At 70.5% G+C, this 22,667-nt stretch carries 18 protein-coding genes; 5 read left to right on the forward strand and 13 right to left on the reverse strand.

Annotation, left to right across the window (positions count from 1 at the left end; all coding sequences use genetic code 11):
- The 3 genes from N5079_RS24010 to N5079_RS24020 form a co-directional block, all read right to left on the reverse strand.
- A complete protein-coding gene (locus tag N5079_RS24010) occupies positions 1–711 on the reverse strand; it encodes a response regulator transcription factor (protein WP_261586259.1) in 711 nt (236 codons plus the stop codon).
- A gap of 13 nt (positions 712–724) precedes the next feature.
- A complete protein-coding gene (lhgO, locus tag N5079_RS24015) occupies positions 725–1,915 on the reverse strand; it encodes an L-2-hydroxyglutarate oxidase (protein ID WP_261586261.1) in 1,191 nt (396 codons plus the stop codon).
- 410 nt (positions 1,916–2,325) lie between these two features.
- A complete protein-coding gene (locus N5079_RS24020) occupies positions 2,326–5,505 on the reverse strand; it encodes an HNH endonuclease signature motif containing protein (protein WP_261586262.1) in 3,180 nt (1,059 codons plus the stop codon).
- 338 nt (positions 5,506–5,843) lie between these two features.
- Between N5079_RS24020 and N5079_RS24025 the strand changes: the two genes are divergently transcribed.
- Positions 5,844–6,206, forward strand: coding sequence for a hypothetical protein (locus N5079_RS24025; protein ID WP_261586263.1), 363 nt, complete (start codon positions 5,844–5,846; stop codon positions 6,204–6,206).
- An 8-nt stretch (positions 6,207–6,214) separates the two neighbouring features.
- Here N5079_RS24025 and N5079_RS24030 read toward each other — a convergent pair whose 3' ends face one another.
- Positions 6,215–8,926, reverse strand: a complete 2,712-nt coding sequence (locus N5079_RS24030; RefSeq protein WP_261586264.1) for an SCO7613 C-terminal domain-containing membrane protein — start codon at positions 8,924–8,926, stop codon at positions 6,215–6,217.
- Between the two features lie 182 nt (positions 8,927–9,108).
- Here N5079_RS24030 and N5079_RS24035 point away from each other — a divergent pair, with 182 nt between their 5' ends.
- Positions 9,109–9,543, forward strand: a complete 435-nt coding sequence (locus N5079_RS24035; RefSeq protein WP_261586265.1) for a CBS domain-containing protein — start codon at positions 9,109–9,111, stop codon at positions 9,541–9,543.
- A 30-nt stretch (positions 9,544–9,573) separates the two neighbouring features.
- Here the strand turns inward: N5079_RS24035 and N5079_RS24040 are convergent, their stop codons facing one another.
- Positions 9,574–10,647, reverse strand: a complete 1,074-nt coding sequence (locus N5079_RS24040) for a hypothetical protein (protein WP_261586266.1) — start codon at positions 10,645–10,647, stop codon at positions 9,574–9,576.
- Between the two features lie 168 nt (positions 10,648–10,815).
- Between N5079_RS24040 and N5079_RS24045 the strand changes: the two genes are divergently transcribed.
- Entirely contained in the window at positions 10,816–11,787 is a 972-nt protein-coding gene (locus N5079_RS24045; RefSeq protein WP_261586267.1) for an aldo/keto reductase, read from the forward strand.
- Between the two features lie 97 nt (positions 11,788–11,884).
- Here N5079_RS24045 and thpR read toward each other — a convergent pair whose 3' ends face one another.
- Genes thpR through N5079_RS24065 form a run of 4 tightly spaced genes read right to left on the reverse strand, consistent with a single transcriptional unit; the run spans position 11,885 to position 15,731 of the window.
- A complete protein-coding gene (thpR, locus tag N5079_RS24050) occupies positions 11,885–12,493 on the reverse strand; it encodes an RNA 2',3'-cyclic phosphodiesterase (protein ID WP_261586268.1) in 609 nt (202 codons plus the stop codon).
- Positions 12,456–13,727 carry an MFS transporter gene (locus tag N5079_RS24055; RefSeq protein ID WP_261586269.1) on the reverse strand — a complete coding sequence of 424 codons (1,272 nt, stop codon included), beginning with the start codon at positions 13,725–13,727 and terminating at the stop codon, positions 12,456–12,458. The genes thpR and N5079_RS24055 overlap by 38 nt, the downstream gene beginning before the upstream one ends.
- 35 nt (positions 13,728–13,762) lie before the next feature.
- A complete protein-coding gene (locus N5079_RS24060) occupies positions 13,763–14,206 on the reverse strand; it encodes a MarR family winged helix-turn-helix transcriptional regulator (RefSeq protein ID WP_261586270.1) in 444 nt (147 codons plus the stop codon).
- Positions 14,207–14,255: 49 nt separating this feature from the next.
- A complete protein-coding gene (locus N5079_RS24065) occupies positions 14,256–15,731 on the reverse strand; it encodes an NCS2 family permease (RefSeq protein ID WP_261586272.1) in 1,476 nt (491 codons plus the stop codon).
- A 118-nt stretch (positions 15,732–15,849) separates the two neighbouring features.
- Between N5079_RS24065 and N5079_RS24070 the strand changes: the two genes are divergently transcribed.
- Complete coding sequence (locus N5079_RS24070) at positions 15,850–16,074, forward strand: DUF2530 domain-containing protein (protein ID WP_261586273.1); 225 nt, start codon at positions 15,850–15,852, stop codon at positions 16,072–16,074.
- A gap of 4 nt (positions 16,075–16,078) precedes the next feature.
- Here N5079_RS24070 and N5079_RS24075 read toward each other — a convergent pair whose 3' ends face one another.
- The gene (locus N5079_RS24075; protein WP_261586274.1) at positions 16,079–19,024 is read right to left on the reverse strand and encodes a sacsin N-terminal ATP-binding-like domain-containing protein; all 2,946 of its coding nucleotides are present in this window, start codon (positions 19,022–19,024) and stop codon (positions 16,079–16,081) included.
- 1 nt (position 19,025) lies between these two features.
- Positions 19,026–19,829, reverse strand: a complete 804-nt coding sequence (locus N5079_RS24080) for a DUF3027 domain-containing protein (protein ID WP_261586275.1) — start codon at positions 19,827–19,829, stop codon at positions 19,026–19,028.
- 104 nt (positions 19,830–19,933) lie between these two features.
- On the opposite strand from N5079_RS24080, the gene N5079_RS24085 reads away from it, so the two are divergent.
- Positions 19,934–21,211, forward strand: coding sequence for an MFS transporter (locus tag N5079_RS24085; protein ID WP_261586276.1), 1,278 nt, complete (start codon positions 19,934–19,936; stop codon positions 21,209–21,211).
- On the opposite strand, the gene N5079_RS24090 is transcribed toward N5079_RS24085, so the two are convergent.
- Together N5079_RS24090 and N5079_RS24095 are read right to left on the reverse strand one after the other, a co-directional pair.
- Positions 21,208–21,606, reverse strand: a complete 399-nt coding sequence (locus N5079_RS24090) for a cold-shock protein (protein ID WP_261586277.1) — start codon at positions 21,604–21,606, stop codon at positions 21,208–21,210. The genes N5079_RS24085 and N5079_RS24090 overlap by 4 nt on opposite strands.
- Before the next feature lie 171 nt (positions 21,607–21,777).
- Positions 21,778–22,578, reverse strand: a complete 801-nt coding sequence (locus N5079_RS24095; RefSeq protein ID WP_261586279.1) for a hypothetical protein — start codon at positions 22,576–22,578, stop codon at positions 21,778–21,780.
- Positions 22,579–22,667: the final 89 nt, after the last annotated feature.

The following is a 22,667-nucleotide window of genomic DNA, read 5'->3' on the forward strand; positions in this document are numbered from 1 at the left end:
TCAGGCGCTGGTCGGCGGTATCCGCATGACGTACCCGACCCCGCGCAGGGTGTGGATCAGCCGCGGGTGGGCGTTGTCGAGCTTGCGCCGCAGCACGGAGACGTAGGACTCGACGATTCCGGCATCGCCGCGGAAGTCGTAGTCCCACACGTGGTCGAGGATCTGCGCCTTGGAGAGCACCCGCCCGGCGTTGGCCATGAAGTATCTCAGCAGCTTGAACTCCGTCGGCGACAGCGATACGGCGGAGCCCGCGCGCCACACCTCGTGGGAGTCCTCGTCCAGCTCGATGTCGGCGAAGGTCAGCCGGGGAGCGACCGCCATCGGGTCGCCACTCGTACGGCGGAGCACGGCCCTGATCCGGGCGACCACCTCTTCGAGGCTGAACGGCTTCGTCACGTAGTCGTCGCCCCCGAGGGTCAGGCCGCGGACCTTGTCCTCTGTCGCGTCCCTCGCGGTGAGGAAGACCACAGGAGTGTGGGTGCCGCCACCGCGCAGCCTGCGCACGATGTCGAAGCCGTCCATGTCGGGCAGCATGACATCGAGGACGATCAGGTCCGGCCGGTGGCGCTGGGCCGCCGTGACCGCCGCGTTTCCGCTGGAGGCGGTGTCCACGTCGAATCCCGCGAACCGGAGGCTCGCGGCCAGCAGTTCCAGAATGTTCGGTTCGTCCTCGACGATGAGCAGCCGGGCTTTCGGAGATGCGTTGACCATGGCAGGTAGCACTCTAGGACGTCCCTGGTAAGCGAACCGTTAACGCGATATGCCGGGCAATCGCCAGACTGGAGGTCGCGGCGGGCGACGGGGCGTTCCTGACCAGGACGATCGGCCCGTGCGCGTCGATCGCGAAGTCGTCGAGCAGCCGCCCGTCCCTGGCCACCGCCTGCGCCCGCACGCCCCCCTCCGTCCTGACGATGTCTTTGGCGGTCAGCGCGGGGACGTAGCGCCGCGCCGCCGACAGGAAGGCCCGGCGCGCCAGCGAGCCGTACACCTCCTTGACACCGGTCCGCCAGTGCGTCGCCGCCATCCGGCGGGTGCCCGGCCAGGTGAGGATCTGGCGCAGGTCCCTGAGCGAGATCTCGCGCCACGAGTAGCCCTCCAGTGCCAGGGCCAGCACCGCGTTGGGCCCGACCAGCACCTCCCCGTCGATCCGGCGGGTCAGATGGACGCCGAGGAAGGGGTAGCGGGGGTCCGGCACCGGATAGATCAGCCCTCGGACCATGCCCTTCGCCGTTTCGGCCAGCCGGTAGTACTCACCCCTGAAGGGGACGATCCGCACATCACCGCCCGCCTTGGCCATGGCGGCCACCCGGTCGGTCCCCAGCCCCGCACAGGAGATCACCCGGTCGAACCTGAACCGGCCCGTCCCCGCCAGCACCTCCACGCCGCCCGGCGTCTCCCTCAGCGCCCGGACCGGATGCGAGAGCCGTACGGACCCTCCCGTTTCCTCCACATCGGCGGCGAGGCGGCGAGCCACGGCGCGGAAGTCGGTGATCGCGGTGTGGGGCGAGTAGACCGCCCCCACGCCGACCGCGTCCGGCTCGATCTCCCGCAGGCCCAGTGCGTCGAGCTCGGCGATGCCCGGCACCCCGTTCTCCCTGGCCCGGTCGGCGATCCGGCGCAGGCCGTCCCGCTCGGCACGGGTCGAGGCAATTACCAGCTTGCCGACCTCCTCATAGGGCAGCCGGTGCTCGAAGCAGTACTCCCTCAGCATCGCCATGCCGTCCCGGCAGAGCGTCGCCTTGAGCGAACCGGGCGTGTAGTAGATCCCGGCGTGGACCACGCCGCTGTTGTGCCCGGTCTGGTGGGCCGCGACCTCGGCCTCCTTGTCCAGCACGGTCACCTCGGCGCCCGTACGCGCCATCTCCCGGGCCACCGCCAGACCCAGGATCCCCGCGCCGATGATCCCGATCTTCATGTCAGTACGGCGGGCAGGCGGTGAAGTGTGAGCACCATGCCCGCCATTGTCTCGCAGTCGGAGATTTCCGCGACGCATCCGTTCCTCGCGCCCTCCGCAACTCCTGGCGCCGTCCGCAACTCCTGGTGGCGTCCGCGTTCCGCTCAGTGTTCATACCTGACCCCGCTTCGTAAGCCCGTCCGCTTCACGAGCTTGGCCATTTCACAAGCTTGGCGATTTCACGAGCTTGGCCATTTCACGAGCTTGGCGCATTTCACGAGCCGCACCAGCCGCCGCCCACATGGGGCGCGCGCTGTCGCCCTTTCGTCCCCCAGATTCCCGAATGTCTCCTCACTGCTCCTATCCGGTGCGTTAACTCACGGTCCCGCAGCTCTTGTCGCAGGTCAGGCCGGTCCCTTCCACCCCAGGTTTCAGAAGGGCGGGATGTCCGTTTCCGGGGCTGTACGACAGTCGCCGGGCACAGCCCGTTCACCCGACGGCCGTTCATCGACCGAAGGGTCCCTACCGGGCGGAGGCTGTTCATCATTCGGAGGGTCGTTGCCACATGGAGGCTGAGGCCGTGGTTCTTCCATCCACAGCGGGCCGTATTCCCAGGTGGATGGCAGCGGGAGGTCGTCTTCCGGCACCGTTTCGGGAGTGGCCGGGATGGCCGGGATGGCCGGGATGATCGGTTCGGGCAGGCGTTCGATGATGGGCGGGGGTGTGACCGGGTAGCGGTGGCCGGTGCGGCTGATCCAGATGAGGTGGCCGGGTCGGGGTTGGATGACGCGCCAGCCGTGGTCGCGCAGGTCGTGGTCGTGTGCGCAGGCGGCGCCGAGGTTGCGGTCGGTGGTGGGCCCGCCGTGGCCGTGCTGGTGGGTGTGGTCGAGCTCGGACCGGGTGGCGGGCGCGCGGCAGCCGGGGTGGGTGCAGACGCGGTCGCGGATCTGTACCCACCGCCGCAACCCGGCCCTCGCGAACCGCCGCCGCTCATCCACACCATCAGGACGAGCATTCCCGCCCCGAACCGGACGCCCGCCCCAAGTTTGATCCTTCTCGCTCACGGCCTCGGCGGCCTGCGCCTGGCCGTCCTCGGTTGGAGGGCTGGCGGCCTCGACGGCCTCAGCACAGACGTCCCCGGCCTGGCCACGAGAGTCGGCCTCATTACGAGGGTCAGCCTCCGCACAAGGGTCGGCCTCGGCACGGGCGTCGGCTTCGGCACGGGGGCCCGTGTTGATGCCTGTGTCCTTTTCGGCGTGGCTGTCCGTGTGGGCGTCGGTGGTGTGGCTGTCGGCGATGGCGTCGTCGAGTTGGCGGGTGATGTCGGTGATGACGCGGGCCCATCCGGCGCCTACGGCGGCGAGGTCGGAGTGCCACCGGCGCAGCAGGGCGAGCGGGATCTGTAGTTCGACGATGCCCCGTCGTCGGACCGATCCGCGTGCCGTCCGCACCGCCGCTCGCGCCTGTGATCGTTCCGCTGCTTGCTCCGATGCCTGTCCCGCCGCTTGTCCCTGGGCGTGTTCGGGTCCCTGTTCCGATGCCTGTTCTGATGGCTGGTCTGCTACCTGTGGCGATGGCGGTTCCGGCGCGGGCTCCCATGCCTGTTGTGCTGCCGATGGCGGTTGCGGTCGCGATGGCTGCTGTTGTGGTTGCTGTTGTGGTGGTTTCTGTCGTGGTGCCCGGGTTGGGGTGGCGGGGCGGCGGGGCCATCCGGCGGGCCGGTAGGAGGTGATCCCGGCGAACAGCAGTTGCCCGTCGTCGTCGCAGATCGCGAACCGCCATTCGCCGTTGATCTGGCGTTTGGCCAGGCGGCGGGCGAGCTGAGCGTGGATGGGCCCCCACCCGGCCAGCTCGGCGGGAAGGTCGTCCAGGTGCATCAGGGTGGAGACCCGCACTCGCACCTCCCCGGCCGCGAACCCCGCCCCACCCGAAAACAGGCCGGCCACCCCACCACCCTGCGCCGCCTTCGAGGCTGCAGCCTCACCGCCCCCGCCACCCGCGTTCCCCCCGTTGCCCATGCTGACCCCGCCCGAGGCCTCCGGGACGGCCTCAACCGCCACGCCCGAGCTGCTCAAGCTGCCCGTGGTGGCCTCCGCTACGCCGCCCGGACTGCCTGTGGCGGCCTCGACCCCGCTATCTGCGGCGTGCGTGGTGGCGCCCGCTGCGCCGTGGCCGGCGTCCGCACTTGCCGCACCGTCCGCTGTGTCGGCGCCTGCTACCGTGCCCGATGTGTGTCCGGCCGCCTGGAGGGTGCCGGTCGGCTGCTGCCCGCCGCCGTGGCCGTCCCCGTCGCGCGGGCCGCCGGGGCCACCCCCGCTCCGCACACCGCCGGGGCCGTCCGTACCGTCGGAGCCGTCGCCGTCGCCGTCGCCGTCCCCGGCTCGCCTGCCACCGGTGGCGTCGGTGCTGGCCACGCCCCCCGTTCCGGCCCGGTCGTGAACGCCGTACGCGCTGTGGGCGCCGGGGTCATCGGTGTGACGGGTCCGAGCCAGGGTCTGGGCGCCATCGGGACTGTCAGGGTTGTCGGGGTCGGCGGGCTCCCGAGGGTCGGCGTCGTCATTGGACCGGCCGTCGTGGGACCGACCGTCGTGGGGCCGGCCGGCGTCGTGGGCGTTGTCGTAGGGCTGGACGGCGTCGGGGGCGTCGTCGTTGGGCCGGCCGGCGTCGTAGGCGTTGTCGTTGGGCCGACCGTCGTGGGGCTGGTCGGCGTCGTGGTTGTTGTCGTGTGGCTGGTCGTTGTCGTGTGGCTGGTCGTTGAGGTGGGGGTCGTAGTCGTCTTCGGCGTCGAGGGGATCCGGGTTGTGGGCTTTGGTCAGGAGGATGGCGGTGATGGCGTCGTCGTCGAGCCCGGTCAGGGTGCCGTCGAGCAAGCCGAGGAAGACATCGGTGCGGATGTGGTCGATCGGGGCGTGCAGACCGGCGCGTTTGGCCTGCTGAGCGATCGCGTCCACCCGGGCGATGGCGGCGGCCGCCTGATCCACGGGCAGTTGGTGGCCGGTGATGGTCGCGGTCCCGTCGGCGTGCCGCATCCCTTCGAGGCGGCGGCGTTGCAGCGCCCGCTCATACTTGCGCCGCGCCCACTGCGGGTCGGCCGCCACCAGCAGCGTCTTGATCTTGTCTTTCAGCTGGCTGGTCGTGCATGCCCCCGCCTTCGGGAGCAGATGACCGGCCACCGCGTGCGCGAGGGGGTCGGGGACGCCCTCCAGCCAGTCGTGGAAGACCAGTGCGCGGGCTTTGTCGATGGTCCCGGCCGCCAGGGCGTGGCGGACGGCAGCCAGACGGGTGGACAGGTCATAGGCGAAGACGTATTCACGCTCGGCGGCGCGGCGGGTCAACACCAGCGCGGCGCGGATTTCGTCGGCGGAGTATTTGTCCGGGCGGGGCATTTTCTTCATGTCGCCCGGGGACGGCTCATACAAGCCGACTTCGGCCATGACGGCGGCTTTGCGGGCTTGGACGTGGGCTTCGAGGCGGGCGTAGGCTTGCAGCACGAGCACGGCGTCGTAGCCGCTCAACCGGGCGATATCCAGCCCGTCCAGCACGGCGGCGAGCCCCGGGCCGGGCGCCATCCGCGCGAGCCCTTCGGGGATCTGCTGCCGTTCGACAATCACACGGTAAAACTACCAACCACCACCGACAAAAACGCCCCGCGATAACGCCGCCAATTGCCGCCAATTCCTGTCGACCGCCGCCGATTTGACGCCGATCACGGAATCGCCCGCCGCACGATATGGACCTTAGCCCAAAAAGGCAAATGTCCCGAAAATTGCGCCGGGCATCACCTCGCTCGGCAGCGGCCCCTCCTCAGACATGCGACACGGATAGACATGCGACACGGATAGACATGCGACACGGATAGACATGCGACACGGATAGACATGCGGACACGGATAGACATGCGACACGAGGTGTCCGCTAGATCGAACTGCTGTTCGTTATGGTGGTATTCGTGTACTTGCCACCGGGATGGCCGTCGGAGGTCCGGCCGCCGGGCAGCCCTGACTGGGAGACCTCGGCCGTGGCATGGCTGCTCGACGCCGTGCCGCCGGACTATCGCGCCTACGAGGTGCTGCGCCGCCACCCGCTCGCACTGGCACGGATGGCGAGACAGCATGTGCAAGCCTCGATCGAGGCGGCTCGGGACGGTTATCGCGGAGCCGCCGTCGACCTGAAGGAACACCTCCCTCCCCATGCCATCGAGGCCGTCCTGGAGACCTACCGTCGCGAAGGTCCCCGTCTCGTACGGCTCGGCAAGTCGATCGAGCTGGTCGAGCGCGCCTTTCGTGGCGAGCATTTCGTCGAGAGACTCTGACCGCGTGACTAGTGAAGAGCTCGGATCCCGTCCCGGATCCGGCGGATGTCCTTCAGGCGGGCTTCGTAGGTGGCCCCGACCAGGAGCAGCACCAGACCGCCCGCCGCCATCGGCACCCACCGGGGCACAGCCGTCACAAGCTGGGCGATCCAGGGCGCGAGCTCGTGTACGGCAACGGCGGCAAGTGTGAACCCGCCGAGCACGGCGGGCGCCTGAAGCCGGAATCTCGCACCGGCCAACAGGACCGCGAGAGAAGCCAGCCCGAGCGTCAGGGGGCGGATCCAGCCTTCAGGCTGCGCGTAGACCACCACGAGGCTCGGCCCCAAGGAGAACGTGAGGGCAGAGCCGTAGGACAGCCACGACGACGACTCTCGCGCCCGCAACCAGCCGATCAGCAGCAACACGAGGGAGAACGGCACCGTGTAGGCCTCTACGACATCGATCCCGTCCGCGAAGAGACGAGTCCAACTGGCCAACAGCAGGAAGCCGGTGCCGACATACCCTGCCACTCGCCGGTCCTTCAGCAGTGCCGTACCAAGACCGAGGACGCCGGCCACGGCACAAGCGAGGCTGAACATCCGCAGGTCGGCGGCGAGGAACAATCCGGCCAATCCCAGCAAATATCCCGAGATTTCGACGGCAACCCGTTGGCCCGTTTTGAGCAGCGGCGCGCCGATCGCGGACAGACACGCCACTCCAAGGAGGACGAAGGTGACGAATCGCGAGCCGAGGTCGGCGGCGAGCCATGCTGCGACCGCCTCGCTGCCGGCGAGCAACGTGGCCGCCGCGGCCGAGCCGGCGCGTACGACCGTCGCCGCCGCACCGCTGCGTACGGCGGCCCCAGCCGAGCCGGCCCCCACACCCGTCGCCGCCGCACCGGTGCGTACGGCGGCCGGCATTGGGGCGGCCAAGGCGGTCACGGCGGTCACGGCGGCCGTGACAGTGAAGGCGCCGAGCACGATCAGGGTCGCCTGCTCAGACACGAGGGCCCAGGCGCACGCCTCCATCGCCGCCGCGAGCGCGAGAACGCCCACCGCGGCGGCCCTCGCGCTCGCGGCGGCCCTCGTCGAGATCGCGGCGAGAGAGGCTGTCAGCAGGAGCTGTACTGCGATCGCCACGGCATAGGGCAGGTTCAGCGCGACTGGGCAGACGGCTACGGTCACCACGCCCAGTCCGAATGCCACCGCGAGCAGCACATTCCGCCATTGGGTTGGATTATCGGCCTGGTCCGGCTGGCCCTGCCGTCCCACTGGCTGCCCGGGAAGAGGCAACAGCGTCACGATCGCACAGGCGAGCGCGAACGCGGCCAGCACGACCAACTCGGGTCCGGCGACCACCCACTCGGAGCCCGGCCCAAGCATGATGTCGCGGACACCGCCGGACCCGATGCCTTCCCAGACCGCCCGGAAACGCAGAGGCCCGACGAGGGCGTTCAACACCGGCGGCAGCACCGGCATCGCGGTCAGGCCCGCCGTCAGCACGGCCGTCATCGCCATTGCGCCGCCGAGGGCCCGCAAAGCCGAACCCTTGTGAGGCACGGAAGCGGCAATACCAGGACGGGATGCCACGCGGGAGGCGAGGACAGCCAATACCACGACGACCAGGGCGGCGAGCGGCCCGGAGACGCCCGTCCAGCGGCTGTCCAAGTCCACGCGTACGGGAGGAGCCAGCGCCGCGATGAGTGTGATCGAGGACGCGGCCCCGAGTGCCGGCGACCACAGCTTGGCCGCTCGGACGGCGATGAAGAGCGCGAGGGCCACGGCGACGACCAGTACGCCGCAGATTTTCAGCGCACCCGGGAGATCGTGCGTCTCCAGAGACTCCAGCACTCCGGCCGCCGCTCCGAGCGACCAGACGATGCCGAAGCAGATGGCGGCCGTCGTCCGGCGCCAGAGCACCCAGGCCCCCGCGTCGGCGGCGGCGGTGGCGATCAACGCCCAGAGCAGCCACAGGACGTGTCGGTCAAAGGCTAAGACCGCGAGGGGAAACTGCGCCAGCACGATCGCCACCGGAACGGGCAGCCTGAGCCGGGTGAGCCGCCCGTATGCCCCGAATGACACGGCCACGACCGCGATCAGCCCAGCCGTATAGTTCTGCGGATCGATGCCATCGAGTCCGGCCACCCCGACCTGCCGGGCCGCGTACCCGTCGAGGAACAGCAGAGCCAGGCCGAGCATGGACAGGGTCTCGGCGGTGGCGGCGAGACCACGCGCACGCGACAAAACCGGAGCCGCAAGGACCAGAGTGGTGAATGCGAGCAGGATAGCGGCGCGGCCTCCGATGCCGAGGTGTCCCCAGCTCACCACCGTGAAGACGATCGCCGCCACGACGAGCAGGGTCCCGCCGAGCCCCAGCAGCAGGTTCTGTACGGCTTTCGCGGAAATGTCCTTCGGCTGCCCCGCGGCACCAGGGGGCCGCTCCGAAACCGGGATTGAGGCTGCCGGAAGTGCGCTCTCCCCGGCAGCCGGTTCTGGAACCGGTCCTGGGGCCGTCGGGGATGAGGTCACCGCGCGAGCGGCCCGCAGTGTCGCGAGAAGCTCCTCTCGCCTGGCGAGGAGTTGCGCCTCCCGCGTCCTGAGGTCGGCGAGCGCCACGTCCACCTGCCACAACTCGGCGGCCACGGGGCCGTCCAGCGGCAGGGCGCAGGCCGGACAGGCGGCGCTCGGACCGGTCAGCGGTTCACCGCAGTCCGGGCACCGGGGGGAACCCTCGAATCGCATGCCAGGACGATCTCGCAGTCTGATCATCCTCGCCATGCGTCGAGCTACTTAGTTACTCGTAAGTACGCACTTCACCACTCCTTCCCGGCGTGAGATCGCCGGATGTGACGGCCTCACCCCACGGTGATTTCTGTACAAATCGGGCATAAGGCCCATTGGGTCAATAGATCGGAGGTGCACCGATGATCGGAGAGGGAGCCAGCAAGAGGGCTCGGGACGTCATGCACGAAGGGGCCGAGTGCATAGGAGAGCACGACACCCTCCGTAGGGCCGCGCAGATGATGCGCGATCTGAATGTCGGCTCGTTGCCGATCTGCGGAGACGACGACCGTCTCAAGGGGATCATCACCGACCGCGACATCGTGGTGAAGTGCCTGGCCGAAGGCGGAGACGTCGACCAGGCCACGGCGAGCGAGCTCGCCCGAGGGCTGGTGTGGGTGGACGCCGACACCAGCGTCGAGGAAGCGCTGGCCAAGATGGAGGAGAACCAGATCAAGCGAATGCCCGTGATCGACAATCACCGCATCGTCGGCATGATCAGCGAGGCCGACCTGGCCAAGGAACTGCCCGACAGCAAGCTGGCCGAGTTCGTCCACCGCGTGTACGCGCGAGCCTGACAGCCGGACGGCGAGAGCCGCGAGACCGGCTCAGCGGGCGGTCCGCCAGGCGATGAAGGAGATGATGCCGATCGCCCCCACGGCGACCCCGACCCATAAGGCGATCATCGAAACCGGGAGGCCGTCATCGGCCTCCCGCGACGCCGCGGCCGGATGGGGCGTGGCGACGGGCTTCGCCGTACGCGGCCTGGGGTCTTCAGCGGGCTGGGCGGACTCGGCGGCGGCGGAGGGCGACGGATGGGCGCGGGCCTCAGCCGGCAGGGGCACCTCGTAGACCGGACTGCCCGCGCCCTCCGACCCTGTGAGCAGGGCCTTTCCGTCGCGCGTGTACGCGATCGACTCGGCCTGCCGCAGCGCGGGCATCGTGACGTGCGCGATCACCTGGCCGGGCGAGCGGTAGACCGTCGCCGAGAAGTATGTGCGGATCACGAAGCTTGACCCGTCCGGGGCGTAGGCGGCGTCGGTGGCCATGATCGGCGCCTCGCCGACACGGCGGAGGATGTTCACCCGGTCGGCCCTGAGTTTCGCCGGCGCCCTGTAGACGGACCCGGAGAATTCCTTGCTCACGATGTAGACCCTGCCGCTGCGCGGGTCCACCATCATCCCCTCGGCGTTGCGGGCGCCGTTCTCGTAGCGGAAGCGGTAGCGCGTCGCCGGGAGAGTCGCGCTGGCGATGGTCCGAGGCTCCATGATCTTGTATATCGAGACGTCCGGCCACGCGCCTTCGAGGTTGTCGCCGATGTCGGCGATCCAAAGCACGCCGCGACCCGTCTGCGGATCGACGGAGGACGCCATGGCCTCCCAGTCCCGCGCCACGGCTCCGGCGACCGTGAAGGTCGCGCGCGTGCGGCCGTCGAGGCCGACGGCGAAGAACCGGGGTCCGTCGCCGCTGTCGTTGTGCGTGTAGACGATGCCGTCGTGGGTGGGAGAGACCGTCAGGCCGCTGGACTCGGTGATCCGCTTGTCCTTGAACGTGAACAGCACGCGGTCGCCATCGGCTCGCGCCCTCGCGGGGGCCAAAGGGGCGAACGCGACCAAGAAGACCGAGGGAACCAGCGACGCGACGGCCAGGAAGGACACCGCCAGCCAGGACACTGGCCTCACCGGCATCGCCTTCGCAGCCCTTGATCTCCCCCACGAGGTCCCCATGCGGCAATCATTCCCGATGCCCGCTCCCCGCGCGCGGCGCGCACACCTCGAAACGATCAGCACTCTGTGAAGCACACACCACCCGGAGCCCCGTCACGATCCCTCGTTCCATAGGGTGGCGGTATGGAATATGGACAACTTGGCCGCACGGGCCTCCAGGTCAGCAAGCTCTGCCTCGGCACGATGAACTTCGGGCCGGTGACCACCGAGGAGGACTCCTACGCGATCATGGATCGCGCCCACGAAGTCGGGATCAACTTCTTCGACACCGCCAACGTGTACGGCTGGAAGACGGGCGAGGGCATCACCGAGCAGATCATCGGCCGTTGGTTCGCCAAGGGGGGCGGTCGCCGGGAGAAGACCGTCATCGCCACCAAGCTGTACGGCTCGATGGGCGACTGGCCGAACGACAACCTGCTGTCCGCCCTGAACATCAGGCGGGCCGCGGACGCCTCGCTGAAGCGCCTGCAGACCGACTACATCGACATCTACCAGGCCCACCACGTCGACCGGAACACGCCGTTCGATGAGTTCTGGGAGGCCATGGAGGTGCTCAGGCAGCAGGGCAAGATCCTGTACGTCGGCTCCTCGAACTTCGCCGGCTGGCACCTCGTCAAGGCCCAGGAGGCGGCCAAGCGGCGCAACTTCCTCGGCCTGGTCAGCGAGCAGTCCCACTACAACCTGCTCACCCGGACCGTCGAGCTGGAGGTGCTGCCCGCGGCCGAGGACTACGGCATCGGCGTGATCCCGTGGAGCCCCCTGGCGAGCGGCCTGCTCGGCGGCGTGCTCAGGAAGATCGAGAAGGGTCGCTCGGCCTCGGACCACGTGGTGGCCCGGCTGGAAAAGCATCGGGACAAGCTCGAGCAGTACGAAGCCTTCTGCGACGAGCTGGGTGAGGAGCCGGCCAACGTGGGCCTCGCGTGGCTGCTCCACCAGCGGGCCGTCACCGCGCCGATCATCGGGCCGCGCACGATCGAGCAGCTCGACGGCGCGCTCCGCGTCCTGGAGATCAAGCTGGACGAGAAGGCGCTCGCCCGTCTTGACGAGATCTTCCCGGGTCCCGGCGGCACGGCCCCCGAGGCGTACGCCTGGTGACCGCTAGCGCAGCAGCGCGCCGATCACCACGATGAGCACGAGCAGTGCGAGCACCGTGGGCAGCAGCCATCGACGAGGACGATCCACGCCTTGGAGCCTAGTCCCGACTGCCGAGTGGGTAGGCCTCAACCGATTCGTACCGAACCTGCGAACCGAGATGGCTTCGCACCAGTTGTACGGCTCGCGCCTCCCACTCGCGCCCGGTGAACGCGCTGAGCGTGCCGACGAGCGGCCGCAGGTCGTCGCCGTTACGTGAGCGATCCAGTGAACGGGCCAGTGAACGGGCCAGGGTCAGGTGGGGATGGAACCGCTTGCGGTCCGTCTCCGTGGTTGGCGGCCTGGCCCCGGCCCGCCTGGCCCCGGCCCGCCTGGCGCCGGCCGCGACGGAGCCCGCGAGACTCGTGAGGGGCGGGTCTGCGCTCAGGCCGAGCCAGAAGAGCCTCCCGCGGGCCGCCGAAGGGAAGGCGCCGGCACCGGTGAAGGCCAGCGTCGCCGGCTCGTGGCGGGAGGCCGCCCGGGCCAGCCGTACCCGCAGGTCGGGCAGGACCCGGTCGGGGACCTCGCCGAGGAAGGCGAGGGTGACGTGCCAGAGCGCCGGGTCGATCCAGCGCAGCTCCGGCCAGCGGGCCCGGACGGGATCGACCGCCGCGGCGACCTCGGCCAGCGCCTCAGGCGGTGGCAGCAGCGCGACGAACAACCTGCTCATGCGCCGATTGTTCCCCCTGCGCCTGTTCCGCCTGCACCCCGGTCCGGGCCGCGACGATCCTCGTCACCAGTACGGCGAGGCCGACACCGACCACGCTCAGCCCTCCTGCCGTCATGACGGCGACCCTGGGACCGGCCAGCTCGGACAGCCAGCCCACGATCGGCGAGCCGACGGGGGCGCCGGCCGTGAAGACCAGCACGTAGATCCCCATGACACGGCCGCGCATCGCGGGCGACGCGCCGAGCTGCACGATGGTGTTGGCCGTCGTGTTCACCGTGATCATCGCCATCCCGGCCGGGACGAGCATGAGCAGGAAGACCACGTAACCCGGGGCGAGCCCGGCGACGACCTGGAAGAGGCCGAAGCACACGGCCCCGGCGATGAGGAAACGCTGGCTCGGCTTGACCCGCCGGGCGGCCAGCAGCGCGCCCGCGAGGGCGCCCACGGCGAACGCGCTGGAGGCGATGCCGAACGACGACGCGCCCGCGCCGTACACCTGCCTGGCCATGAGGGCGATGCTGGTCGAGAAGCTCTGCGTGAAGATCGCCATGAAGGCCACGATCAGCAGCGGCAGCAGCAGGTCGGGGCGCGTGCCGACGTAACGCAGGCCCTCTCTGAGCTGGCCCTTGGCCCGGGGGACGGGCTCGGGGCTGCGCAGCTCCGACGCGCGCATCAGCAGCAGCCCGGTGATCACCGCCGCGAAGGAGGCCGCGTTCAGGAGGAAGATCGGCCCGGTGCCCATCCAGTAGATGAGCACGCCCGCGAGGGCCGGTCCGACGACCCGGGCCAGGTTGAACGTCGAGCTGTTGAGCGCGATCGCGTTGGGCAGGTCCCGGCGGCCGACCATCTCCACGACGAAGGACTGCCGCGTCGGCACCTCGACGCAGGCGATCAGGCCGAGCGTGAACGCCATGGCGTAGACGTGCCACACGTGGGCCGCGCCGGTCATGACAAGCACGCCCATAGTGAGCGCCAGCAGGCCCATCAGCGACTGGGCGACGACGAGCACGCGCCGCTTCGGGTAGCGGTCGGCGAGCATCCCGCCCCACAGCCCGAACAGCATGATGGGGAGGAACTGCAGCGCCACGGTGACTCCGAGGGCTGAGCCGCTGCCGTGGGTCAGCTCCAGGACGAGCCAGTCCTGCGCGGTCCGCTGCATCCAGGTCCCGATGTTGGAGACCACCCCGCCGGACGCGAATAGCCGGTAGTTGTGGTTGCGCAGGGACCTGAACATCCCGCCCGCATCTCGGCCGCCTACATCTCGGCCGCCTACATCTGGGAGAGCCTCTCCAGGATCGGGGCGGCCGACCGCAGCGTCGCCCTCTCCTCCGGCGTCAACTCCTTGAGGCGCTGGGCCAGCCAGGCCTCCTTGGTGCGGCGCTCCTCCTTGAGCAGCGCCGCTCCCTTCTCCGTCACGCTCACCGTGACCTGCCGCCGGTCCGTCGGATGGGGCCTGCGCTCCAGCAGGCCCCGCTCCTCCAGTTTGGCGACCACCCGGGTCATCGAGGGCGGCTGCACCTTCTCGTGCTCCGCCAGCTCGCCGGGGGTCATCGCGGTGTGGCGCTCGACAGCGGACAGCGTCGCGAGCTGGGTGGGCGTCAGCGAGTGGTGCGCGCTCTGCTTGCGCAGCCGCCTGGTCAGCCGCGCCAGCGAGACGCGCAACGCGGATGCGAGCCCGGCGTCGCTGCGTAGGTTCTCGGTGTTCGTTAGCATAAGTCATTACCTTTGCTAACTTTATGCCGCATGTCGGCATTCCGCAAAGTCACAGGCCGAGCAGGCTCTTGATCGGCTCCAGCGCGAAGTACACGACGAAGAGCGCCGCCACGAGCCACAGCAACGGGTGGATCTCGCCCGCCTTACCCCGCCAGGCCTTGATCACGACATAGCTGACGAAGCCCGCGCCGATGCCCGCGGTGATCGAGTAGGTGAACGGCATCAGCACGATCGTCAGGAACGCCGGGATCGCGGTCTCGTAGTCGTTGAAGTCGATCTCCCTGACCTGGGTCATCATCAGGAAGCCGACGATCACGAGCGCGGGGGTCGCGGCCTCGAAGGGCACGATCTCGGTCAGCGGCGCGAAGAACATCGCGAGCAGGAACAGCAGGCCGGTCACCACGCTGGCCAGGCCCGTCCGGGCGCCCTCGCCGACTCCGGCCGCCGACTCGATGTAGGTCGTGTTCGACGACACGCTCGCCGCACCGCCCGCTGCCGCGGCCAGTGAGTCCACCAGGAGGATCTCGCGGGTGCGCTCGACCGACCCGTCCTCGCGGACGAGGCCGGCCTGGCGACCGACGCCGACGATCGTGCCCATGGTGTCGAAGAAGTCGGCCAGCATGAGCGTGAAGACGAACATGACCGCCGCGAGACCGCCCACCTTGGCGAAGCCGCCGAACAGGCTGAACTGGCCGATCAGCGACAGATCCGGGACGCCGACGACCTTGGACGGCAAGGCCGGCAGGTTCAGGCTCCACCCGTTGGGGTTGACCAGCTTGCCGTTCACCACCTGCCGGCCGATGTGCCCGATGGCCTCGACGACGATGGCCAGCACGGTCGTGGCCACAATGCCGATGAGGATGGCGCCCTTGACCTTGCGGGTGACCAGGAACGCCGTGACGAGCAGGCCGGCGACGAAGACCAGCGTCGGCCATCCGGTCAGCGAGCCGTTGCCGAGCACGCCCAGCTTGACCGGGACCGTGGTGCCGGCGGCGTCGGGGATGCGCCGCACGAAGCCCGCGTCGACGAACCCGATGAGCGCGATGAACAGGCCGATCCCCACGCTGATCGCGGTCTTGAGCTGCGCCGGGATCGCGTGGAACACCGCCACCCGGAAGCCGGTGAGCACCAGGATCGCGATGACGATGCCTTCCAGCACCACGAGGCCCATCGCGTCTTCCCACGACATCTGACTGGCGATGCCGAAGGCGACGAAGGCGTTCAGCCCGAGACCGGTGGCCAGGGCGAACGGCACACGGCCGAAGACGCCCATCGCGATCGTGAGAACGCCCGCCACGAAGGCCGTGGCCGCCGCGACGAGCGGGAAGTTGGGGACTTCGCCGTCCCCGAGGAACTGGCCGGTCTTGTCGGCGACGGTCCCGATGATGATGGGGTTCAGCACGACGATGTAGGCCATCGTGAAGAACGTGGCGAAGCCGCCCCGGATCTCCTGGCCCACCGACGAACCACGGGCGGAGATGGCGAAGTATCGGTCAAAAGGACTGGGAGTATTGGTCTCACTCACGCGCGCAGAGTGACAGGGGCCTACCACCTGCGAAAAGGGCACAGGAGGCAGAGTTGTCCTTTTGTGATGAGTTTGTCATACAAGCATCCGGCGGGCGGCGTCTCCTAAGCTTGCTCCCGTGAACGAGCCGCGCCGTCCCGATCCCGAGCCCCTCAAGACCAACGACACCCTGACCATCCTCGTCGGGACGGCGCTGTGGGCGGTGGCCCTCGTCGTGGTGCTGGTCGTCAGACCGGCGACCACCTGGCCGGTCTGGACCTGGACCTGCGTGGCGGGCATCGGGCTGGGCCTCTTCGGCCTGCTCTACGTCCGCCGCCGCGACTCCCGGCGCCAACGCCTCTGACGAGTCAGAGAGACTTCACGGGGTCGAGGTCGGCCTCGGCGAGCAGCAGCGGGACCCTGCCCGGGTCGCGGAGCAGTGCCGCGACGGCGAGCCGGTCGCCCCACTGCCCCGCCGCCCACGCGAGGCCCCTGGCCAGCCCCTCGACGCCGGACGCGTGGACCTTGCCCTCGAAGAACCGCCACGGCACCGGCGTGCCGTCCACCAGCAGCCGGTCGTGCTCCACGTAGCTCAGCGGAGCCGACGGGAGCAGCGAGCGCACCTCGGACGGCACCGGCCGCTCGATCCCGGACGACGTCACCGCGCCGGTGACGACCTCGCCGACCAGCGGCAGGTCGAGCACCTCCGACAGCGCCTCGGCCAGATCGAACGGCGCCAGCACGAGTGGCCGGTCCTCCACCAGGGTCAGCAGGTCGGGCGCCTCCACCACGACGGGGCCCTCCTCGGCGTCCGCCACGACGATCGAGCCCTTCAGCACGGCCCGGACCGCCTGCGGCGGCCGCACCCGCGCCGGGTCCACCGCGGCGAGTGCGATCCACAGGGCCCGGAGCTGGGCCCGGTCCACCTCGGCCGAGGGATCGGCGAGCAGGTCGAGCAGCTCCTCGGGGCCGCCGTGCGAGGCCAGCAGCTCCTCCAGCGACGAACGGACGCCGATCATCGTCAGCGCGGCCCCGTCGATCCCCTCGGGGGCGTCGCCGTACAGGCCGAACAGCAGCGGGTCGCCGGAGGGCAGCCGCAGCGACGTGGGGCGCCTGCCGTCGAGCACGGGGTGCCTCGACAGCCACCACGCCGTGTACGACGGGACCTCCACGGTCTCCCCCGCGACCAGCACCCGCAACGGCAGGAGGGCGGCCCGCAGCGGGGGCCGCGAAAGCAGGGCGAGCGCGGAGGACCAGTCCGCGACGTACTCCAGGTCGCGGACGGCGGCGAACTCCCGGGCCACGGGAGGCACGTCCAGCTCCGGCAGCAGGTCGAGGACCGCCTCCAGCCACTCTTCCTCGAGGTCGAGGTCGTGGTCGCACTCCGCCGGGTCGAGCAGCACGTCGGTGTCGTTGACCACCGCGAACCCGTCGAGCACCCCGGCCGCCGCCAGCACCCGCGAGCCGTACTTCTCCACGAGGTCGGGGGCGGCCACGCCGAACGGCACGTCCTGGTCGATCAGCCCGGCCAGCGAACCCTCGGCGAGGAGCAGGTCGCCCGCCGGGTACAGCTCGCCGTCGGCGCCGCGGAGCGCCAGCTCGGCCAGCCACGGCGCCTCTCCCGCCGTCAGCCCGGCCGCGTCCACCAGCGCCAGGACGGCCTGGGCCACCGGCTCGGGGTCGGCACTGTCGAGCGACTCCGTCACGGCGGCGTGGGTGAGCGGGTCCTCCAGGACGGTGCGCGGCGTCGCCTCGGCCGCGCCCAGCCTGAGCAGCAGCGGATGCGCCGCGTCGGGATGGACGATCCGCAGCCCGAGCGGCGCGAGCAGAGCGGGGTCGAGGGGACTGACCCCGAAGGAGTCGAGCGCCGCCGAGAGGACCAGCGTCCCCCGGGGGCCGCGGACGAGACGGCCGTCGGCGAGCGGGACCGGGATCGCCCCGATGGCCTCCAGGTCGTCGGCGGGCAGCACCTCGTAGATTGACCGCCACCACGACGGGTCCTTGTCCTCTACGGCCTCGCCCGACAGCATGTCCACGACGTCGGCGAGCTCCACCCGCCTGACGCCCAGCGTCGTGAGGCCCGGATGCCGCGACGCCCAGCCGGCGGGCAGCAGGCCGGGGACGATGCCCTCGATCTTCTCCAGGAAGTCCTGCGAGCCTGCCACCGCCCGCGCCTGGTTGCCCGGCACGACATCGCCGGAGATCACGGGCAGCAGCGGCGTGTCCGGCAGCAGCCGGATGATCTCGCGGCGGATCGCCGCGTCGAGCTGGCCCTTGCCCATCAGGCCGGGCACGAGGTCGAGCAGCGCCGGGGTCCGCGGCAGCTCCTGGAGCAGCCGGACGTAGGTCTCGGCCACGCGGGCGACCAGGAACTCGGTGAGCGGGCCGGGGGCGACATGCCGCCGGTCCGTCGTCAGCGGGAAGGTGGCGATCAGCAGCGCGGGCAGGTCGAGCGGCTCGTCGCTCGGCGTCGGCGCGTGGACGACCCTCGGGACGTCTCCCGGCCGCCCGCCGACGGCCCAGCGAACCTGCCAGTACGGCCGGGCGCGCTCCTCGGTCGGGCGGTCCGCGAAGAGCTCGGCGACCTGCTCGGGCGTGAAGACGCCCGACTCCGTGACGACGTGCCAGCCCTCGGCGGAGATCGTGCGGGACCCGCCGTCGACCTCGATCTCGATGGCCTCCAGCGCCGGCATGGCCAGCGGCAACGCCGGGCCGGCCTCCTCCAGCATCCGCCGCACGGCCTCCTCGGCGGCCTGGTCGCGGAGCGGGAGCCGTACGAGCGTGTCGAAGCCTTCGGGAACCTCCACCGAGTCCTGGGGGAACGGCAGGCGGAGCAGCGGCACGTGACCGTCGCGGCCGGTCAGCTCGGCGGCCAGCTCGGGACGGCCGGCCACGAGGGCGCTCGTCTCCTCGCGCGACCACCGGACGCCCCCGGTCTCCCGCGAGAAGATGGACGGCTCGTCGGAGACCGACACCACGGCGGCGAAACCGACGCCGAACCGGCCGGCCGTGCCTGCCTCGCCCTTCTTCCCGGAGACCCGCAGCGTGGAGAGCCCCTCGACGCCGGTCGCGTCCAGCGGGGCGCCGGTGTTGGCCGCGAGGAGGACCCCGTCGCGCAGGGTCAGCCGCAGGCGGCCGGGCACACCCGCCCGCAGGGCGGCGTCCGCCGCGTTCTGGGCCAGCTCGACGACGAGCCGGTCACGGTAGCCGCCGAGGGCGAAGTCCTCCTCGGCGTTCGCGTCCTCGCGGAAGCGGGCGGGCGACGCCGTCCATGCCGCGAGAACCGTCTCGCGCAGCCTCTGGGTGTCGAACATGTCAGGAGTGGCCAAGGGGCTCGGACTCCGTCTCGTCCACGGAGCCGGACTCCATGAGGTCGTCATAGCCCATGTCGTCGAGGATCGGCGGCACCGCATCCATGACCATTGAGGGCACCGTGGTGGCCTCCGAGTGGGCGCCGCACCCGTGGTCGGCGGCGACGACCCGGCCGTCGTCCGGGGCGTACTCGTTGGCGCAGACGCCGAAGCCGAGCCGCAGCGCGCCCGAGAGCGGCCAGTAGAACCCGCAGGTCGAGCACTGCGCCGGAGCGGCGTGGGCGATGGGGCTGTGCGGCCCCGCCTCGCCGGAGTGCCAGCGCCGCACGGCCAGATCCCGGCCGAGGGGCGACAGCACGCGGACCCGGCCCAGCCCGTACTCGAAGATCATCTGCTGGTCGCCGTCGTCGTCCTCGGTGGCCGTGTAGCCCGGGGCCAGCCGGTCGTCGTCGGCCTCTGCGGGCAGCAGGTCGCCCACGCCGAGATCGCCGGGGCGCAGGCGCTCGTTCCACGGCACCCAGCGCGGGGCCAGCAGGGCGCCCGAGCCGGGCAGCAGCACGGTCTCGCTCACGGTGACGTTGCGGGCCCGGGAGGCGCGGGTCACGGTGATGGCCCACCGCCAGCCCCTGTAGGCCCGGTCCAGGCACTCGAAGTAGTGGGTGACGACCCGGTCGCCCTCGCTCTCGAAGCCCAGATGCGTTCCGACCTCACCGGGGCGCGCGATCCGCTCGGCGGCCTCTCGGGCGAGGTCGACGGCCGCGGCGCACGCCTGGTCGACTGGAGTGCTTCGGATTCGGGTACGACTCACACTCCATTTTCACCCACGCCGCGAGCGGACCGCACCGGCTTGATGGGGTAACGATGGAAGGGATGTCGGTGCCTATGGTGAATATTTGGGCCAAAGTTGTCCGAGTGGTGGGAGCGCCCGGACGAGCCACCCGGCGGCTCAGTCATGCGCAGGGCGCGGACCGCACCGGTCTCGGCCGGCTGATCGAGCTGACCGCCACGCATTCGGCCGGAGATGCCCTGATCACCGTGTCGCTGGCGGGCGCGCTGCTGTTCCGGCTGCCCGTCGGCCAGGCGCGCGGCCAGGTCGCGCTGTACCTGCTGATCACCATGGTGCCGTTCGCCGTCGTGGCGCCCTTCGTCGGGCCGGTGCTGGACCGGTTCCGCTCGGGCCGCCGCTACATCATGGCGGGGACCCTGCTGGCGCGCGGGCTGCTGTGCTGGGGCATGGCGGGCGCGGTCCACTCGTCCGACGCGCTCACGCTCTTCCCGTCAGCCCTCGCCGTGCTCGTCCTGTCGAAGGCCTACAACGTCTCCCGAGCGGCGATCATGCCGAGCGTGCTGCCCGCCGACATCCCGCTCGTCACGGCGAACGCCAGAGTGGCCCTGTTCGCGCTGATCTCCGCCGGGGCGGGCGCGGGCGTGGCGTCCGGGCTCGCCGCCCTCATCGGGCCCGACTGGGTGCTGCGCGCCACGATGCCGCTCTTCCTCGCCGCCGGAGTGTTCGCCGTACGGCTCCCGCGCCACGTGGACACACCCGACCTCGAACTCGACACGCCCGACCCGGAGGCCGCGGCGGAGTTACCGCCCAGATGGCGAACGGTCTTCACCGTGGGCCCCGTGGTCGCCGAGGCGATGACCGCCAACGCCGCCATCCGCGTCCAGGCGGGGTTCCTGGTGTTCTTCCTGCTCTTCCTGGTGCAGGACAGGCACCTCAACGGCCTCGACCCGACGGTGGCGCTGGCCGTGCTCGCGGCGGCGGCGGGCGGAGGCGGCCTCGCGGGGGCGGTGGTCGCCTCGTGGACCCGCTCCCGCTCACCGCACCTGACGGTGCTGGTCACGCTCGCCCTCGCCACCGTCACCACGATCGGGGCGGCCTTCGTCTTCACGCTGTGGACGGCCGTCGTCGTGGCCCTGGTGGGCGCGTTCGCCCAGGGTCTCGGCAAGCTCGCGCTCGACGCGATCGTGCAGCGCGAAATCGGCGAGGAGGTCCGGTCGTCGACCTTCGGCGTCGTGGAGACGCTGCTCCAGATCGCCTGGGTCTTCGGCGGCCTCCTCGGCCTCGTCATGTCGCTGTTCACGACGGGACCCGCCGCGCTGGCGGTGATCTCCGCCGGACTCGTGGCCTGCCTCGGCTGGCTGGTCGCGCTCAGACGCCGCCGTCTTGAGGCGGCCCCCATCTAGCCGTCGAGGTCGTCGGCCACCGCTCGCAGGACGCTCGCCACCTTCTTGGCGTGGGCGGCGTCCGGGTGCTTGCCCCGCTGGTAGGAGTTGGAGACGTCGTCGAGCAGCTTGATCAGGTCCTCTACGATGACCACCATCTCGTCGGGCTTCTTGCGCTTGGCCTTCGGCCTGGCCGCTTTGGCGAGGGTCGGCGGCTGCTCCAGCACCCTGACCGACAGGGCCTGCTGGCCACGGCGGCCCTCGGCCACACCGAACTCGACCTTCTGTCCCGGCTTCAGGACGTCCACGCCTCTGGGCAGCGCGGAGGAATGCACGAAGACCTCACCGCCGTCGTCGCGGGTGAGGAAACCGAAACCTTTGTCGGCGTCGTACCACTTGACCTTGCCACTCGGCACAGGGGTGACCTCGTTCAGACTGTCGTGAAGGTGATGGATGTAGGTTATGCCCACAGAGGGCCCACGCGGACCCCCTACTCCGTGAAGTAAGCCTGCACATCAACAGATCGACATGCCAGCGGATTATCGGCCCGTCCCGGGTCGGTCAGCGTGTCGGTCAGGGGCGTACGGTCAGCGGCGAATGACGAGCTGCCGTGGCGGCGGCGGGGACGGTGGATTGAGCAGCCGGTGGGCCAGCCAGAACACCCCGGCGGCGGTCCCGAGCACAAACAGCACGCCGCTGACGCTGTGGAAGGCCGCGAGGAACGACTGGATGTCGCCGCTCCCCGCGCGGGCCGCCCCCAGCAGCGTCCCTCCGGCCAGGTAGGCGACCACGGGGGTGGACAGCCCGATCACGCGGTCGTTGAACGACCACGCCTCGCACGCCAGCACGGTCAGCGCTCCGAGCGCCCACACCAGCCCGGGAACAGGGAAGATCGCCACGGCCGCGAACCGGAACGGGACGAGCAGCCCGGCCACGGCCAGCAGCGACATCGCCAGCGTCTCCCGCCGGTGGTTCAGGAGGACCGCCGCGACTTCGCTGCGCCGAGCCGCGCGCGGACTTCCGGCCGTGCGCCGACCGGCCGTCGGCAGGCGGCGCCGTCCCGGCGGCGGCACGCTCGGCCCCGCGCGGTCCACGACCACGGGGATGACGGCGGTGCTGCGCTCCTCGATCGGCTGGGCGGCCTCGTGCGCCGCCGCCAGCCTGCGGATCTCCCTGTCGACCAGGGCGCCGGGCGGCCCGAACCGGGCGATCACCTTCTGCACGTGCCGGGCGTCGTCGCTCCCGCCGCGCTCCTGCTCGACGCGCTCCCGCAGCCGCCGGACGAATTCGAGCCGCTGATCCGGGCGCAGCCGACCGTGGGCGGCGTCCGCCACCCTGCTGACGTACTCCAGAACGAGCTGGTCGGCGCGCTCGATCACCCTGGTCATACTGCCCCAGCACCGGCGGCTATGCGACCGATGCTCGAAAAATCCGGCCCTACGATGGAAAGGATGTTGACAGGCTCCCCCTCCCCGGG

The sequence above is a fragment of the Planotetraspora sp. A-T 1434 genome (assembly GCF_025420585.1).
Lineage (GTDB): Bacteria > Actinomycetota > Actinomycetes > Streptosporangiales > Streptosporangiaceae > JAOEGB01.

Bases quoted from the DNA above. Each gene is read 5' to 3' on its own strand.
- N5079_RS24010 (WP_261586259.1), bottom strand. From the start codon at position 711: ATGGTCAACGCATCTCCGAAAGCCCGGCTGCTCATCGTCGAGGACGAA.
- lhgO (WP_261586261.1), bottom strand. From the start codon at position 1,915: ATGAAGATCGGGATCATCGGCGCGGGGATCCTGGGTCTGGCGGTGGCC.
- N5079_RS24030 (WP_261586264.1), bottom strand. From the start codon at position 8,926: ATGCGATTCGAGGGTTCCCCCCGGTGCCCGGACTGCGGTGAACCGCTG.
- N5079_RS24035 (WP_261586265.1), top strand. From the start codon at position 9,109: ATGATCGGAGAGGGAGCCAGCAAGAGGGCTCGGGACGTCATGCACGAA.
- N5079_RS24045 (WP_261586267.1), top strand. From the start codon at position 10,816: ATGGAATATGGACAACTTGGCCGCACGGGCCTCCAGGTCAGCAAGCTC.
- thpR (WP_261586268.1), bottom strand. From the start codon at position 12,493: ATGAGCAGGTTGTTCGTCGCGCTGCTGCCACCGCCTGAGGCGCTGGCC.
- N5079_RS24055 (WP_261586269.1), bottom strand. From the start codon at position 13,727: ATGTTCAGGTCCCTGCGCAACCACAACTACCGGCTATTCGCGTCCGGC.
- N5079_RS24060 (WP_261586270.1), bottom strand. From the start codon at position 14,206: ATGCTAACGAACACCGAGAACCTACGCAGCGACGCCGGGCTCGCATCC.
- N5079_RS24075 (WP_261586274.1), bottom strand. From the start codon at position 19,024: ATGTTCGACACCCAGAGGCTGCGCGAGACGGTTCTCGCGGCATGGACG.
- N5079_RS24095 (WP_261586279.1), bottom strand. From the start codon at position 22,578: ATGACCAGGGTGATCGAGCGCGCCGACCAGCTCGTTCTGGAGTACGTC.